The organism is Pseudomonas fontis (assembly GCF_028656955.1).
GTDB classification, from domain to species: domain Bacteria; phylum Pseudomonadota; class Gammaproteobacteria; order Pseudomonadales; family Pseudomonadaceae; genus Aquipseudomonas; species Aquipseudomonas fontis.
Genome location: NZ_JAMDGY010000076.1, coordinates 24,681 through 40,770 on the forward strand (window position 1 = coordinate 24,681; position 16,090 = coordinate 40,770).

Here is a 16,090-nt window from a genome sequence, read left to right on the forward strand (position 1 = left end):
AGCACCCGCATGAGTATTTTCGAACAGATCCCGCACTTCGATCATTCGCGCAAGGCATTCGGCCAACAGGCGCGGGTCGAAGACACCCGCGTGGCCGCCCGGCAGTTTCGCAACGACATGCTCAGCGGCCCCAAGGCGCGCTATTTCGAGTCCTTCGACCTGGTCAAGGTGCCTTACCCGGTACGTTACGGGCTGCGCAACGCCTTTGCCCACGAACGCTTTGTCGAGTACATGCATATCCAGAACCGCCTGTTCGTCATCCAGTTCGACACTGCCGACGGCATCAAGACCCTGCTGGCCTCGCCCTCGGACCATGAACGAAATGTCGAAACCCCGTTCTTCCGCCGCCTGCAGGACCGCACGCCGAACTGGATCAGCAACTTCCTTATCGCCCGGCAGAACACCGTGCCGCAGGTACTCGCGCGTATCGGCCTGAAACCACAGGACATCGACTACATCACCTACGATCACCTGCACACCCAGGACGTGCGGCGCTGGCTTGGTTCGGCCAGCCAGCCGGGGCTGTTCCCCAATGCCAAGCTGCTGGTGCACTCGCGCGAATGGGCCTCGACCCAGGACCTCAACCCGTACCAGGCCGACTGGTACTGCCCCGACGGCATCGCCGGCATACCGCAAGACAAGGTGATCTGCTTCGACGGCTCGATCATGCTCGGTGACGGCGTGGCCCTGATGCACACCCCAGGGCACACCGAAGGCAACCATTCGATCGTGGTGCATACCAACGAAGGCCTGTGGGTGACCAGCGAGAACGGCGTCAGCGTCGAGGCCTATGCACCGCTGCTGGCCCGCGCCAGTGGGGTCGCGCGTTACGCGAAGATGATCGGCACCGAAGCCATCATCAATGGCAACACCCTGGAAAACTCGGTCGAGCAGTACGTCTCGATGGTGCAGGAAGCCACCGTAGCCGGCCCATCGAAACGCGATCCGCGTTTCCCCAATGTCTTCCCCTCATCGGAGATGACGCCATTCTGGCTGTTCCCCGGCACGCGCCCGGCGTTCTATGTCGGGCACGCGCGACACGGCACGCTGCACACAGCCTAAGCGCCGGCCAACTGCTGTTTCAGGCGCGGCAGGCGCGGGTCTTCGGGCGCCGCCTGCTGCAACTTGCCAAGGGCCTCGAGCGCCTGCGCGCGTTGCCCGGTCGAGGCGTACAGGTAAATCAACGCGTAGAGCAGGTCGGCATCGCCAGGGGCTTGTGCAAGCCCGGCCTGCAAGGCAACCAGCGCCTGCGCCGGGCGCTGCAATTGCACCAGCAGCAGGCCCTGGTTGTAGCGGATCCGGGTGTTCTGCGGCAATTGCGCGGCCGCCTGCGCCATGAATTGCAACCCTTCCTCGGCCTGCCCCCGCTCCACCAGCAGCAGCGCCAGCATGTAGGCCAGGTTGCCGTGGTCGCTGGCGGGCATGTCGGTCAGCGCCACACCGTCGCGCAGAACCTGTTCGGCCTCGTTCTGGCGCAAGGTGCGGTTGGCCAGTGTCACCAGGTTGACCCGCGCCGGGGCGAAATACGGGTCCATGCGCAGCGCCTGGCGCAGTTGCGCCATGGCCTCCAGTTCGCGCCCTTCTCGCTCCAGCCATACCGACAGGTTGAGGCGGTTGCCGGGCAGATCGGCATTGCCGCGCAAGCGTTGCTCATAGTCGGCCCTTTGCGCCTTGAACAGGTCACGCCGCTCAGCCGGCAAGGCCATCAGCGGGATCCCGGCAAGTGCGCGCACGGCCTCGTCGCGCACCGCCAGGGTCGGGTCGTTGAGCAAGGGCATCAGGGTGTTGACCCGCTCCAGCGGTGGCAATACGGCAAAACCGGGGATGGCATAGGCACGCACCATCGGGCTGGCGTCCTCCAAGGCCTGGCGCAAAGTCGGTAGCGCCGGCTGCCCCAGGTCGACCAGTTGCTCTGCGGCGCTAGCGCGCACAATCGCCGGTTTGCCGAGGTCGGCGATCACCGCGCGCAACTGGCCCAGGCTGTCACTCTGGCCCAGGCGCGCGGCCTGGAGGGGTTCACCGTAGTGCGGCGGGCGCTGCGGCTGCGCGAACCAGCTTTCGATGGCCTTGGCTGCCCAGGCGGGCGACTGGTCCTGGTGGCACGCCGTGCAGGCATCCGGGCTGGCGGTTTTTGCCGCCAGGTCCGGGCGCGGCAGGCGGAAACTGTGGTCGCGGCGCGGGTCGACCTGCATGTAGGTCTTGGCCGGCATGTGGCAATTGACACATTGCGCGCCGGGCGAGCCTGCCGCGTGATGGTGATGTTCCGGGGTGTCGTAGGCCTTGGCCTGCAAGCTGGGGAAGCGTTCGGGTGGCTGGGTGTTGTGGCACTGCTGGCACAGGCCGTTGCCCTCAACCTTGAGCTTCAGGGTGTGCGGGTTGTGGCAGTCGGTACAGCTCACCCCGGCGGCGTACATCTTGCTCTGGGTGAACGAGCCGTAGACGTACACCTCGCCGTCGATCTGGCCATCGGCGTGGTACAGGTCCGCGCGCAAGGTCGCCGGCAAGGTCGCATCGAACTGGGACTTGCCCGGCTGCTGGCCAACCCCCAGGCTTTGCCGACGACTGTGGCAAAACGCGCACTGCTCGACCAGCCCCTGGCTGCCGGCCGCCTTGAAATCGACGGGCAAGCCGGCATCCAGCGCCGAGGCGTAGGCGGTGCCCGCAGGATGCTTGCCGGCCCACTGCACATGGGCCTGACCCGGGCCGTGACAGGCCTGGCAGCCAACGTTCTGCTCATGCCAGGTGGTGGCAAAGCTGTCCTGCTGGTCGTCGTAGTGCTTTTGCAGGTTCGAGGAGTGGCAGTCGGCGCACATGGCGTTCCAGTTCTGGTAGCGGCCGGTCCAGTGCAGCGGGTCGTTGGGCGCGAAACGTTGCCCCGGGTACAAGGAAAACCAGCGCTGGCCGCCCTGCCCCTTTGCGCGGCTGTCCCACGCCAGGGTCAGGGCTTGCAGGCGCCCGCCGGGAAACGCCACCAGGTACTGCTGCAAGGGGTAATGGCCAAAGGTGTAGCTGACCTCGAAATCGGTCGGCTTGCCATCGGCGCCTTCGGTGTTGACGAAGTAGCGCTCGCCCTGGCGAAAGAAGCGTGCGCTGACGCCGGCCTCATCGAACCTGGCGCCATCGAAGTTGCCCAGCACGCTGTCGGGGTTGGCCTCGCGCATCGCCCAGTCGTGATCGGAGCCTTGCCACTGCGCGGCCTGCGCCTGGTGGCAGCCCAGGCAGGTGGCCGCTGCGGCATAACCCGCCGGCTCTTTGGCCAGCCCCGGTGCCTCGGCCGCCACGCTACCGCGCCAGCACAGCACAAGAAACAGCGTGAAAAACAGCGAGGCAATCTTGGACATGGCGGGATTTTCCTTGGGTTGGCGCGCGACGCACCTGACGTCGGGCCGCGACCTTGCCAGAGATTCAAAGGCAACAAAACCGCCCCCACGGTTTATTGAACAGCTGGCGTGATTTGTTAAAACACTGGCGCACTCGGCCCGAAACCGGCGCAGCGCAGCGTTGAAGATGGAAGCGATCGCTGTCCTGACCAGAGCGTCGCCATTTTCACAGGAACTCGCTATGCCGGTATTCAGAAACACGCTGTGTGGCCTCGCCCTCGCCGCAATGGCCGCAGGCACTGCCCTGGCCGCCGACCAACCGAACATCGTGGTGATCATGATCGACGACATGGCGCCCATGGACGTCTCGGCCTACAACCGTGGCCTGGGCGCCGTGACCACGCCCAATATCGACCGTATCGCCAAGGAAGGCATGATGGTCTCCGACTATTACGCCCAGCCCAGTTGCACGGCCGGTCGTGCGGCCTTTATCACCGGCCAGTACCCCATCCGTACCGGGCTGACCACGGTCGGCCAGCCGGGTGCGAAAATCGGCCTGCAAGACAGCGACGTCACCCTGGCCCAGTTGCTCAAGGCCGAAGGCTATGCGACGGGCATGTTCGGCAAGTCGCATGTGGGGGATCGCAATGAATACCTGCCGACGGCCCATGGTTTCGATGAGTTCTACGGGTTTCTCTATCACTTGAACGTGATGGAAATCGCACAGATGACTGACTTCCCCAAGCAGCCGAATTTCCCCGGCATCCCGCGCAACATGATCCACGCCGTGGCCACCAGCGTCGATGACGCCACCGAGGACCCGCGCTGGGGCCGGGTCGGCAAGCAGAAGATCAGCGACGAAGGCCCGCTGACGGCCGAGCGCATGAAGACCGTCGATGACCAGTTCACCGACCTGTCTATTGACTGGATCAAGAAGCAGAAGGCCGCCGACAAGCCATTCTTCCTCTGGTACAACCCCTCGCGCCTGCACCAGAAGATCCACGTCAGCGATGAGTGGCTGGGCAAGAGCGGCCATACCGAATACGCCGATGCGGTGATGCAGCTCGACTCCCTGGTTGGCAAGCTGCTCAAGACCCTCGACCAGCAAGGCCTGGCCGACAACACCATCGTGCTGTTTACCTCCGACAACGGCGTGAACCTGTCGCACTGGCCCGACAGCGGTGCGGCCTCTTTTCGTGGTGAAAAAGGCCTGACCTGGGATGGCGGCTTCCGTGTGCCGATGCTGGTGCGCTGGCCCGGCAAGATCAAGGCCGACAGCTGGACCGGCGAGTTCATGACGGCTGAGGACTGGCTACCGACGCTGATGGCTGCGGCCGGTAAAAAGGACATCAAGGCCGACCTGCTCAAGGGCCTGACCGTGGGTGACAAGACCTTCAGGAACCACCTCGACGGCTACGACCAACTGGACATGCTCACCCGGCCCGACGGCAAGTCGCGGCGCCACGAGTTCTTCTACTTTGCCGAAACCAGCATGAACGCGATCCGTGTGGACCAGTGGAAGGTGCACACCGCGATCAAGGACAAATGGATGGAGGCGGCCCAACAGGTACCCGGTGGCCTGGTCATCGATATCAAGCTTGACCCGTATGAGCGCTCCCCCGAGACAGGTGACCATTTCCGCTGGCAGCAACAGCACAGCTGGCTTATCCCGGTAATGGCACCCTACCTGAAAGCCTTCAGCCAGAGCATGAAGGACTTCCCGCCCTCGCAGAAAGGTGCGGCGGGCGTCGGCATGGCGTCCATGGCCAACTGACTTTCATACCAATCCGAATGCGGGCACCCGAGCGGGACGCCCGTGTTGCGAGGGAAGCTGACTATGCCTGTTGCATTTCCATGGCTGCGCTGTGCGCTGGCCACTGCGGTGCTGTGCGCCGCCAACGCCAGCGCACAGGGTGAGCCCGATGCGCTGTTGAACCTGCCGGTCAGCCAGCAGAACATCGTCGAGGGCCTGCAAGCGGATGCCTATGCCAACGGCCTGAATGCCTATGTCTGGGGCTACCCGCTGGTGCGCATGGAGCGCGCCATGCGCGACTACACCCAGGTGCCAGAGCCAAAACCTGCCACCAGCTATCGCGCCCCGCTGAACCAGATTGGCTGGGCGACGGCACTGGCAACCCCGTCGGCCAAGGACATGCCGACGGCCAACAACGACACGCTGTACATGAGCGCGGTGGTCGAACTGGATGAGCCATATGTGCTGCATGTGCCCGACACGGCCGACCGCTACTACGTGGTCAACCTGTTCAGCATGTGGCAGGAGCTTGAACACTACATTGGCCGGCGTGCCACAGGTACCCAGGCCGGTGACTATGTGCTGGTGCCGCCAGGCTGGACCGGGCAGTTGCCGAGCGGGCTGATACCGCTGCGGGTCAGCACCAGGAAGGTCTGGCTCTGGGGGCGTCTGGCGGTCGAGCAAGGGGAAAACCTGGCGCCATTGCATGCGTTGCAGCAGCAGTTCAGCCTGCGGCCGCTGTCTCAGCGTGACAATCCGAACTACACGCCACCCGTGCGCTCGCTTGCGCCGCTGCCGGCCATGGGCGACGACGGTCTGGGCTTCTATCGGCAACTGGCGGCGGCGCTCAAGGACAACCCGGTCGCCCCCAAGGATGAAGGCCTGTTTGCACAGTTCCGGCGTTTTGGGCTGAGTGCCCAGGGCTTTGACCCATCGCGACTAGCCCCGCCGCAAAAAGAGGGGCTACGCAGGGCCCTTGAAGACGGCCCCAAGGTGGCGGTGTCCGCGGTGGCAACGGCGGCCGTGCAGCGCAATGGCTGGACCTGGGCCACCGGGCTGGACAATTTCGGCAGCAACTACCCGTTGCGGGCATTGGTGGCCGGCCCTTACCTGGGCGGGCAAGGTGAGCAGGAGGCCCTGTACCCGATGCGTTCGACGGACGCGCAGGGTCAGCAGCTCAGCGGTGCGCGCCAGTACGTGATCCGCTTCAAGGGTGCGCCGCCGGTGGATGCGTTCTGGTCGCTGACCGCCTATAACGCGCAGGACAAGATGCTGGTGGAGAACCCCATTGCCCGCTACAAGCTGGGCAGCGATACGCCTGGGTTGAAGGTCAATGGCGATGGCTCGTTTACCGTGACGCTACAAGCGCGGCAAACGGATGCGGATAACTGGTTGCCGACGCCTGAGGGGCCGTTCTACCTGATATTGCGGCTGTACCAACCGCGTGCGGCGGTGCTGGATGGGCACTATGAACTGCCGCAGGTGGAAGTCATGCAGTAGCCGCTGCCGCCAGGCTGCGCTGGAGCCCGTGAGGGCTCCCAAAGTCGGCGCCTGCTATGCAGGCGAGCGCAGCCTGATGGCAGCGGTTACGTGGGAGCTGGCCTTGCCAGCGATCGGCCGGCGGCACTCTCGAGTGATTATCGAGCCCTCAGCCGGAAGGCGTCACGAGGTCAAACCTCTGAAATCATGATCGGAAAAGCCCTACAGAAATAAACGCTTTCTGTTTAAGTTTCGTACTTTTTATATTTTTCGCTTGTAGCGAAAACAGGAAAATCCTACGAAATCCACTACAAAAAGTTTATTTCAATGCGGTCACTCTGTTCAACAGCGGCACTTTCATTTCTACTCGGGAGCTCTTTGCTTGGCACCCTCGTTTCGCAGGCACAGGCGACCGAAACCGCGCCAGGCATCAACGTACTGACCAAGCCCTTTGATGAGTACACCTGGGTGACAGCACACAATGCCTACCTGAATGATATGAAAAGCCAGCTGCAACGCGGCATTCGTGGGTTCCTGCTCGACCTGAAGCCTGGCAACCTTGATGCAGGCGGGGTGTACCTCTGCCATATCGGCTCAACGTGTGACATTCGCTCAGAAAAGAAATTCTCAACGGAGCTGAACAACACCTTTTTGCCGTTCCTGAAAAGCAACCCCAATGCCGTCATTACCTTGCTTCTGGAAACCCGGGTAGACCGGGCCGCCTTCGCGAAGGCACTGGGTGAAGTACCGCAGATCGAGAAGTTTGTATTCAACCCCAACGACTACGAACACACATCGACCTGGCCAACACTGGACAAGATCATCAAGAGTGGCAAACGCATCGTGCTGATTTCCGATGTCAGCGACAACATCGGTTTCAACATCGTTGGCAAGGTAGACATCGGTGCCGGTAAGTCCGTGCAGGTCTTGGAAGATCATAAGTGGGAGACACAAAACACTTACGATTTGGGCTCGACATCCCTCCAGCACAAATGGGCGTGTGTCTCCCGCTGGGAATCCGTACCGATGGCACAGAGCACGGTCAACTTCTCAGGATTCGAGTACTGGAAGCGGCTATTTGTCCTGAACCAGTTCCACTCCTTTGGCTCTAGCCAAGCCCACGCCGGAGAGGTCGACAACAACTTGACCTACCTTGAACGTCGGGTAGACAACTACTGCGCGGCAGCCAACGACGGCAAGCGAAGAATACCCAACTACCTGGCCATCGACTTCAATCAGGTCGGCGATGCCCTCCCCTATGCTGCGGCCCTGAGCCAGGGTGGCATCTATCTGCATGAAGGCAACAATGGCGATACCGCACGGGATACCACCTGCGTACTGCCGGCCGGGCACAACTACAGTTTCAAACTCGCTGCGCGCGGTTGTGAAAATGACGAAGCCCGTTCGCTGTCACTGCGAGGGATCAAAAAGGGCACCCGCATTACGCTCTACGACTCGCCGACAGCAAGCCAGCACGACGATTACGCTGTCGTCGATATCAAACGTGATATCGGGCTTGAAGAGCGCGTCGTGGTATCCAGCTTCGAAAGAAGTGAGAACAACAATAATTTCAAAAGTACCTATGTGCGCAACAACGGGCTTGACGGAAAGGTCTCCTACATAAAAATCGAGCCGTCCGCCCCCACTGATTTCTCCGATGCCAGTATTGCCTTGCATGAAGGTGATCGCGGCACAGAGAACCTGCTGTGTACCATCCCGTTGAAGTCGAGCCAGTCGTTTGATTTCAACAAGTCCAGTGGTTACCGGTGCGACAACGACGAGGCCCGCTCGGCTACGCTGCTCAAGGCGCGGGCGGGTGCCGAGGTAACGTTCTATGGTGACCGGGGCAGCAGTAGTTGCAAGCAGGGCTGTCTGTCTATCAAGGTCAAGGAAGATATAACCTCGCCAGTGTTGATCCCCTCGTTCGAGTATGGTTTCGACAATTCGCAGGTCTCGGTAAAACGCACCGGGGGAACTCAACAACTGGCTGGCAAAGTCTCTTCGGCACGCATTCATACCTGCAACGTGCTCGCGGATACTTCCGTCACGCCACTGCGCGGCACCTATGAAAATCCAAGGGGCTGGTCGGAGACCACTACACCCGGACAGATCCACAAGAGTGACGACCGCTACTTCGAGGCCAACTTCAGTGGCAGCGCCGCTACCGGTAACTATTACTGGCCACGGGGAAATACCAACAATGCCAACTGGACGTTCCGTGGTATTCACGCCGGTACCTATGCCGACCCTAAATTGTGGTCCGAAGAAACCGTCGTTGGCCGGGTCCACACCGACGGTTATCGTTATTTCGTAGCACGGTTCAACGGAACGGCAGGTGGTCGCTATTGGCCAAAAGGTGACAATAGCGACTCGAACTGGACGTTCGGCGGGAACCGAGCGGGGACCTACGCTCAGCCAAAACGCTGGCGGGAACCTACCTTCAAGGGGGCCATTCACAACCCGGATGCAGGGCCACGCTTTGAAGCGAAGTTTGACGGTATCGCAGGCGCCGGGGACTACTACCCGAAGCAAGGTGAGAACGACAAGTGGCGCTTGGTGGCCGAAGGCTGCCCTGCGGTGAATTGATCACCGAGTAGCAGAGGCTGCGATGGAGGCTGCTATTGAAGGCACTTCATGCTTGCATGAAGTGCCTTTTGACCTTTCGTCGCGTCCTGCATAAATTTCAAAAATATTTGTAATCGGCTGTAACGGCCCGGCAGTGTCCCGCTCTAGTTAGATGTCGGCAGTCAACAATCAACAAAACGCCGACATCCACCTACCGAGGAAGACGACATGACCGTTAAATCTATTGCTGCTGGTGCTGCCCTGGCCCTTGCTGCTGCCGGGATGTTCGCTAGCGTTACTGTACCGAGTGTGGCTTTTGGCGAAGAAGCGACCACCGTGCATTGTTACGGCATCAACGCCTGCAAAGGGCAGAACGACTGCAAGACCGCCAGCAATGCCTGCAAAGGGCAAGGGTCGTGCAAAGGTCAAGGCTTCAAGGCAACGACCAAGGCCGAATGCAACAACCTCAAAGGCAAGATCGGCGAGTAATCCGGCCCGGGGTGGCACGCGCAGTCGCCACCCCGGACACTCGACGCAGGAGGCCAACATGGCAGCAACACCTCCGTTCCTAGGCTACGGGCTGGGTTTACGTAGCGCCTACTACAGCGAAATCCTTGAGCAGCGCCCGCCGGTGGACTGGTTCGAGGTCGTTTCGGAGAATTACCTGGTCGGTGGCGGCAAGGCGCTGTACTTCCTTGATGCCATTGGCGAGCAGTACCCGCTGGTGATGCACGGGGTTTCCCTGTCCATCGGCGGCCCTCACCCGCTGGACCGCGACTACCTGCAACAACTCAAGCAGCTCACCGAGCGGGTCAACCCTGCCTGGGTGTCCGATCACCTGTGCTGGAGCCGTGGCAACGCGCATCAACTGCACGACCTGCTGCCCCTGCCCTACACCGAGGAAAGCCTGGAGCATGTCGCCAGTCGAGTGCGTCAGGTGCAGGACGTGCTGCAGCGCCCGCTGGTGCTGGAGAACGTCTCCAGCTACGTGCGCACGGCAGACTCGACCTTTACCGAATGGGAATTTCTCACGGCCCTGACCGAAGCCACCGGCTGCGAACTGCTGCTGGACGTCAACAATGTCTACGTCAGTGCCTTCAACCATGGCTTCGAGCCCTGGGATTTCATCAGCGCCCTGCCGCTCGACCGGGTGCGCCAACTGCACCTGGCCGGCCATAGCGATTACGGCAACTGCCTGATCGATACTCACGACCAACCGGTCTGCGACCCCGTCTGGCAGCTGTACCAACGCACCCTGGAGCGCTTCGGCCCGGTGACCACCTTGCTGGAGCGCGACGACCATTTCCCGCCGCTGGCTGAACTGCTCGAAGAGCTGCTCAAGGCCCGCACGCTGGCGGCCACGGTCCTGGGCAAGGAGTCGCTATGCGCCTGACCGAATGGCAGTGCCAGGTCGAGGCCTACTTGCTGGGCGCCGAAGCCGCGCCGGCGGCTGACCTGCTCGACAGCCTGCGCGGCGGGCCGACGCTGAATGCCGAAGACGGCATGCTGATCTACTACAACGCCTACCGCAGCCGCTTCAAGGAAGTGCTGCGCGAGGACTACGCGGTCCTGTTGGCCTGGCTTGGCGAGGACGAGTTCGAGCAATTGCTGGATGACTACCTGCACAGCACCCGCTCCGACCATTTCAGCCTGCGTTGGCTGGGCGCGCGGCTGCCGGCATTCATCGAGCAGTCAGGTGACGGCGCATTGGCGGAACTGGCCAAGGTCGAATGGGCCTTCACCCTGGCCTTCGATGCGCCGCAAGGCGAGCCCTTGACCCTGCAGGACATGGCGACCTTACCCGCCGAGGCCTGGCCGGCTTTGCGCCTGGGGCTGCTACCCAGCGTGCAATGGCTCAATTGCCGGCACAACAGCATGGCGCTGTGGCGCACGATCAAGAACGAGCAGGACGTACCCGCCAGCGCTCCCCTGGACAACCCGGCCGTCTGCCTGATCTGGCGCCTGGACCTTGTCACGCGCTTTCGCCTGCTTGAGCCGAGCGAAGCCTGGGCACTGGACGGCATGGTGCACCAAGGCTGGACCTTCGCCCAGCTGTGCGAAGAGCTGGGCGCCTTTGTCGAAGCACCCCCCGTGCAGGCGGCCACCTGGCTCAAGCAGTGGATCAGCGAAGGCCTGTTGCAGCGCGAAGGCTGAGTCAGCTGTCCTTGGGCTCCTGCGCCGGGGCCTGGAACCATTTGTCCCTGGGCACCCACTTCTCGTCGTTGGGGTCGCCCAGGTAGTGCGGCGACATGATCTGCACGCCGTACTCATTGAACACATCCTGAATATTGGCGTGCAGCATGCTCAGCAGCACCGCCCGAGGGCGCGGCTCGGCCGGAATGGCCTGCGCCACCAGGCGGTACTCGGGATAGAAGTCCGACAACGCGGTCTGGAACACCCGTGGTGCCGGGTCCATCAACACCCCGTTGGTACGCTTGGCGGCCTCCAGCAACATCGCCTCGACCTGTCGCCATGGCGTGTCATAGCCAATGGTCACCGTGGTATCCACCACATAGCCCTCGCCTTGCACGGTACGCGAGTAGTTCTTGGTGACGGTGCCGGTAATCATCGAGTTGGGAATGGTCAGCACTTCGCCCAGGCCGGTGCGGATGCGCGTGGTGAACATGCCGAGTTCCGTCACCGTGCCCTCATGCTCGCCAATCTTGACGAACTCACCGGGGCGCAGGGTGCGGGTGTAGGTCAGGATCAGCCCGGCTGCGGCCTGCCCGACCACACTCGATGCGCCGAGTGAAATCATCAGGCCGACCAGCACCGACAGGCCCTTGAAGGCTTCCGTCCCGGCACCCGGCAGGTAGGGATAGGCCATCGCCAGGGCAAACAGCCAGATCGCCAGCGAGGTCAGCCGGGTGGTTGGTTGCAGGGTCTCCTCGTTCAGCCAGCTCAGCGTGCCTGGGCTGGCCATGCGCTTGATCACCCGACGGCTGAAGGCACTGGCGCCACGGGCAATGAAGAAGATGATGACCGCCAGGCCCAGGCCCGGGATGGCGCCAATCACGGCTTCAAACAGATAGCGCAAGGTATCGAACAGGTAGTTGTTCAGGCGCTCGCCCCAGGGCCGCGTATAGGGGAAGCGTGACAGTACGAAGCCCAGCCATTCATAGCTGAGCAAGCCAACGACCAGCCAGCGCACCAGCCACATCAGCCGGCGGATCAGGGTGTAGATGAAGTTGGTGTCGAGCAACGGCACCGGGCCGACCCGCAAGGTGCGGCTGTGCCGACGCATCAACTCGAGCAGCCGGCTGCTCAATTTGCGCCGGATGAAGGACACGACCCAGAGCAACACCACATAACACAGGGTCGCCACCGCCGCGGCCAGCAGTGCGCGCAGGATCATCTGCAGGTCACGCCCTTCACTGACTTCAGCCACCACCAGACGCAGGTTGCCGGCCGCTTTCTCGGCCGTTTCCTGCACCGAAAGCCCCTGCACCGGGTCGACATCCCTGGGCGAGACGAAAAACACCCGGCGCCCGCCCATCAGCACCATGTAGCTGTTCTGGATCGGGTCGATGCTGACCTGCAAGCTATCGGCGTTCTGCAAGGCCTCGTCGATCACCGCGTTGGCACGCTGGGCACGCAAGGCCGGGGTTTCCCCGAGCAAGGTGGCGCGAAACACCATCACCGTGCGGTTGGCGACGTTGAGGTTGGCCGGCGGGTCTGCCGGCTGGGTGTCGAGCGTGCTCTCGGCGCCGGCCGACAGCGAGAAGAACACGGTCAACAGCGTAAGAAAACTCCATGCAGAAACCCTGCTGCGCATCGTGTCGACTCCTTGGGACGGACGATACGCAGCTTAGTTCAGGGCTTGGGGGCTGTCAGGCGTGCGCCGCAGTCATTTGCCCCTGGCGCAAACGCCGGCGGTAGGCGCTGTCGCGGCTGGCCAGCCAGAAGTACAGCGGTGAGGTCACTACCAGGCCCACCAGCCAGGACAAGTCGGCGCCGTTGATATGCGCCGAGACCGAGCCGACGTACAGCGGCGTGTTCATGAACGGGATCTGCACCAGGATGCCGATGGCATAGGCCAGCAGGGCCTGCGGGTTGTAGCGCCCGTAGATGCCGCCATCGACGCGGAAGATCGAGTCGATATCGTATTGCCCGCGGTGGATCGCATAAAAGTCGATCAGGTTGATCGCCGTCCACGGCACCAGCACCACCAACAGCGCCAGGACCATGTCGACAAAGTGCCCGATAAAGTCCGCCGAGGCGCCAATCGCCGCCACACAGCAGCCACTGAGTACCACCAGCGAGAGCACGGCGCGACTCTTGCCGGTAGGGATCCAGCGGTGCGCGAAGGTTTGCAGCAGGGTGATCAACGAAAGCACCGCGCCATACAGGTTCAGCGCGTTGTGGCTGATCACGCTGAGCAGGAACAGCACCAGCATCAACGGGCCAATGGCACCGGTGGCCAGCTTGACTGCGTCCATGGTGTCCATGCCTGCGGGTACCGCGAGTACCGCCATGGCGCCGAACACGAACGACAGCGTCGAGCCCAGCGCAGAACCCAGGTAAGTTGCCCAGAACGTTGCGCCTACGCCGACATCCTTGGGCAGGTAGCGCGAATAGTCCGACACATACGGGGCAAAGGCGATCTGCCAAAGCGCGGCCAGCGACACCGTGGCCAGCCAGCCGGAGATGTTGAAGCCGCCACGGGTGAGGAAGTCATCGGACTGCACGTGGGTCAGGATATAGCCGAACCCCAGCACGATACCGATGCCCAGCACCCAGGTGCCGATACGGTTGAGCACGTGAATGAAGCGGTAGCCGATGATGCCGATGATCCCGGAACCGAGTGCGCCGACGATGATGCCCACCGGCAACGGTACGCTGTCGGCCACGCCGTGTAGCGATTTGCCGGCCAGGACGATGTTCGAGGCGAAGAAGCCGATGTACATCACCCCGGCGATCACCACCACCAGCAAGGCGCCGAGCGAGCCGAACTGGGCGCGGCTCTGGATCATCTGCGGGATGCCCATTTGTGGGCCCTGGGCCGAGTGCAAGGCCATCAGCACGCCGCCGACCAGGTGGCCGACAACGATGGCGACAATGCCCCACAGCAAGTTCAGGTGAAACAGTTGCACACCGAGCGCGCCGGTGACGATGGGCAGCGGCGCGATATTGCCGCCGAACCAGAGTGTGAAGAGGTCCCTTACCTTTCCGTGGCGGTCTTCCAGCGGCACGTATCCGATCGTGTGCTTTTCGATTAGCGGTGTGGCGGTTGCGGTGGTCATGACGAACTCCAAGGCAAGGGTGAGTACGTGGACGTACTTCGCTGTGCGCCTGCACGACGGGCGCATTTCTTGTTGGAGCGATCATGGGCAAAGCGGGCAAACAGGGAAATTAGTAAAAATATGCCTTGAGGCTTTAAAAAATGTGTCCTTGGCCGAGCGCCGCTTGAATTGGCCTCAACGCCGCCGCGCAAACCTGTGCAAACCGTGAAGAATTGCACATATACGCATTCCGGCCCGCTTGGCACTCTGCGCATCAACCTTGCCGCGGCCCTTGCTCAACGGGGCTCAGGCTGTTGTCCAGGCGGTACTCGATGGAGAACGATGCGTGGATATCCTCACCTGCAATGCCGCCACCCTGTCGGCGGCGGTCAAGCGCGGAACCCTCAGCGCCCGTGAAGTACTGGACGCCTATTACCGCCAGATTGACCGGGTCAACCCGCTGATCAATGCGCTGGTGCAGAGCAATCGGGAAATGGCCTACGACCAGGCCGCCTGGATCGACCAACACCGCAATCGCCTGCAACACAAACCGCTGTTGGGGGTGCCCTTCAGCGTCAAGAACACCTGTGGCGCCATCGGCTACCAGCCCGACAAGGGCTGTGCCGGCCTGATCGGCCAGCCCAGCGAGCGCGACGCCACCGTGGTTGCCCGGCTGCGCGAAGCCGGTGGCTTGCTGCTCGGCCTGAGCAATACGCCAGAGCTGAGCATCGGCTACGAAACCGACAACCTGCTGTATGGCCAGACCCGCAACCCCTACGACCTGCTGCGTAGCCCCGGCGGCAGCAGTGGCGGCGAGGCGGCACTGATTGCCGCCAGGGGGTCGCTGCTTGGCATCGGCTCCGATGCCAGCGGCAGCCTGCGGGTGCCGGCTCACAACACCGGCATCACCACCTTGCGCCTGACCCAGGGGCGCGTTCCCCTCACCGGCCACTTTCCGCTCGACTGCATGGGCTTGTTCAGCCAGTTCATTTCCTTTGGCCCCATGGCCCGCAGCATCGACGACCTGATGCTGGTTGCCCCTTTGCTCGCCGGCCCCGATGGCCGCGACCCACATGTGCCCCCGGTGCCCTGGCAGACCGGCGAGCCGCGTGCGCTCAGTTCATTGCGCGTTGCCTGGTACAGCGACGACGGCATTGCCCCGCCCAGCGAAGATGTTCGCCGTTGCGTCACAAACGCCGCGCTGTCGTTGCAGGGCGAGGTGGCCCAGCTCGACGAGCGCCGCCCGGAAGTGCTCGGGCAGATCGAAACGCTGCTGGCCAACAGCATCCTGCTGGGCGGCGACGAAGGAAAGTGGCTGACTGACCTGATCCAGCAACTGGACCTGAAACGGCCCTCCCCCCTGCTGCTTGAGTACCTTGAGCTGGCCCGCCAGTCCCGGCTCTCGGTCACCGAGCTGCGCGGCAACTGGATGCAGTTCGACCGCTGCCGCCAGGCCATGCTGCATTTCATGGATGACTACGACGTGATCCTCTGCCCGGTCGCCGCCACCGTGGCCAAGCCGCATGGGCACTCGTACCGCGAGGTACGCGATTTCAGCTATTCGATCTGTTACAGCCTGGTCAACTGGCCGGTGGCGGTGGTGCCCATCGGACGCTCCCGCGAAGGGTTGCCCATCGGTATCCAGGTTATCGCCAAACCCTGGCGTGAAGACCTCGCGTTGCAGGTTGCCCGCCAGCTGGAACGCCTTGGCGGCTGGCAAGCCCCGGCCCTGATGTAGCTCTCTCGCGCCT

11 protein-coding genes are annotated in these 16,090 nt (G+C 62.5%); 8 read left to right on the plus strand and 3 right to left on the minus strand.

The genetic code is table 11. From position 1 onward, the window contains the following. Positions 1 to 9: 9 nt before the first annotated feature. Positions 10 to 1,062, plus strand: a complete 1,053-nt coding sequence (locus tag M5G11_RS21035) for an MBL fold metallo-hydrolase (protein ID WP_273908848.1) — start codon at positions 10 to 12, stop codon at positions 1,060 to 1,062. Here the strand turns inward: M5G11_RS21035 and M5G11_RS21040 are convergent. Then, complete coding sequence (locus M5G11_RS21040) at positions 1,059 to 3,341, minus strand: tetratricopeptide repeat protein (RefSeq protein ID WP_273908849.1); 2,283 nt, start codon at positions 3,339 to 3,341, stop codon at positions 1,059 to 1,061. The two genes, M5G11_RS21035 and M5G11_RS21040, sit on opposite strands and share 4 nt — an antisense overlap. A gap of 220 nt (positions 3,342 to 3,561) precedes the next feature. Here M5G11_RS21040 and M5G11_RS21045 point away from each other — a divergent pair, with 220 nt between their 5' ends. The 6 genes from M5G11_RS21045 to M5G11_RS21070 all read left to right on the plus strand — a co-directional run bounded on the left by M5G11_RS21045 (position 3,562) and on the right by M5G11_RS21070 (position 11,271). After that, the gene (locus M5G11_RS21045) at positions 3,562 to 5,094 is read left to right on the plus strand and encodes an arylsulfatase (RefSeq protein WP_273908850.1); all 1,533 of its coding nucleotides are present in this window, start codon (positions 3,562 to 3,564) and stop codon (positions 5,092 to 5,094) included. 63 nt (positions 5,095 to 5,157) lie between these two features. Further along, a complete protein-coding gene (locus M5G11_RS21050; protein ID WP_273908851.1) occupies positions 5,158 to 6,573 on the plus strand; it encodes a DUF1254 domain-containing protein in 1,416 nt (471 codons plus the stop codon). A gap of 357 nt (positions 6,574 to 6,930) precedes the next feature. Continuing rightward, positions 6,931 to 9,138: a phosphoinositide-specific phospholipase C-related protein gene (locus M5G11_RS21055; protein WP_273908852.1), complete on the plus strand. Its 2,208-nt coding sequence runs from the start codon at positions 6,931 to 6,933 to the stop codon at positions 9,136 to 9,138. A 207-nt stretch (positions 9,139 to 9,345) separates the two neighbouring features. Next, positions 9,346 to 9,606 carry a BufA2 family periplasmic bufferin-type metallophore gene (gene bufA2, locus M5G11_RS21060; protein WP_273908853.1) on the plus strand — a complete coding sequence of 87 codons (261 nt, stop codon included), beginning with the start codon at positions 9,346 to 9,348 and terminating at the stop codon, positions 9,604 to 9,606. 58 nt (positions 9,607 to 9,664) lie between these two features. Beyond that, positions 9,665 to 10,510: an MNIO family bufferin maturase gene (bufB, locus tag M5G11_RS21065; protein WP_273908854.1), complete on the plus strand. Its 846-nt coding sequence runs from the start codon at positions 9,665 to 9,667 to the stop codon at positions 10,508 to 10,510. Continuing rightward, positions 10,501 to 11,271, plus strand: a complete 771-nt coding sequence (locus M5G11_RS21070; RefSeq protein ID WP_273908855.1) for an HvfC/BufC N-terminal domain-containing protein — start codon at positions 10,501 to 10,503, stop codon at positions 11,269 to 11,271. The genes bufB and M5G11_RS21070 overlap by 10 nt, the downstream gene beginning before the upstream one ends. A gap of 1 nt (position 11,272) precedes the next feature. Here M5G11_RS21070 and M5G11_RS21075 read toward each other — a convergent pair whose 3' ends face one another. Both M5G11_RS21075 and M5G11_RS21080 read right to left on the minus strand, forming a co-directional pair. Next, positions 11,273 to 12,892, minus strand: coding sequence for a mechanosensitive ion channel family protein (locus M5G11_RS21075; protein ID WP_273908856.1), 1,620 nt, complete (start codon positions 12,890 to 12,892; stop codon positions 11,273 to 11,275). 55 nt (positions 12,893 to 12,947) lie between these two features. Then, complete coding sequence (locus M5G11_RS21080; RefSeq protein WP_273908857.1) at positions 12,948 to 14,360, minus strand: purine-cytosine permease family protein; 1,413 nt, start codon at positions 14,358 to 14,360, stop codon at positions 12,948 to 12,950. A gap of 325 nt (positions 14,361 to 14,685) precedes the next feature. On the opposite strand from M5G11_RS21080, the gene M5G11_RS21085 reads away from it, so the two are divergent. Further along, positions 14,686 to 16,077 carry an amidase gene (locus M5G11_RS21085; protein ID WP_273908858.1) on the plus strand — a complete coding sequence of 464 codons (1,392 nt, stop codon included), beginning with the start codon at positions 14,686 to 14,688 and terminating at the stop codon, positions 16,075 to 16,077. Positions 16,078 to 16,090: the final 13 nt, after the last annotated feature.

Bases quoted from the DNA above. Each gene is read 5' to 3' on its own strand.
- bufB (WP_273908854.1), top strand. From the start codon at position 9,665: ATGGCAGCAACACCTCCGTTCCTAGGCTACGGGCTGGGTTTACGTAGC.
- bufA2 (WP_273908853.1), top strand. From the start codon at position 9,346: ATGACCGTTAAATCTATTGCTGCTGGTGCTGCCCTGGCCCTTGCTGCT.
- M5G11_RS21050 (WP_273908851.1), top strand. From the start codon at position 5,158: ATGCCTGTTGCATTTCCATGGCTGCGCTGTGCGCTGGCCACTGCGGTG.
- M5G11_RS21080 (WP_273908857.1), bottom strand. From the start codon at position 14,360: ATGACCACCGCAACCGCCACACCGCTAATCGAAAAGCACACGATCGGA.
- M5G11_RS21040 (WP_273908849.1), bottom strand. From the start codon at position 3,341: ATGTCCAAGATTGCCTCGCTGTTTTTCACGCTGTTTCTTGTGCTGTGC.
- M5G11_RS21075 (WP_273908856.1), bottom strand. From the start codon at position 12,892: ATGCGCAGCAGGGTTTCTGCATGGAGTTTTCTTACGCTGTTGACCGTG.
- M5G11_RS21035 (WP_273908848.1), top strand. From the start codon at position 10: ATGAGTATTTTCGAACAGATCCCGCACTTCGATCATTCGCGCAAGGCA.
- M5G11_RS21045 (WP_273908850.1), top strand. From the start codon at position 3,562: ATGCCGGTATTCAGAAACACGCTGTGTGGCCTCGCCCTCGCCGCAATG.
- M5G11_RS21070 (WP_273908855.1), top strand. From the start codon at position 10,501: ATGCGCCTGACCGAATGGCAGTGCCAGGTCGAGGCCTACTTGCTGGGC.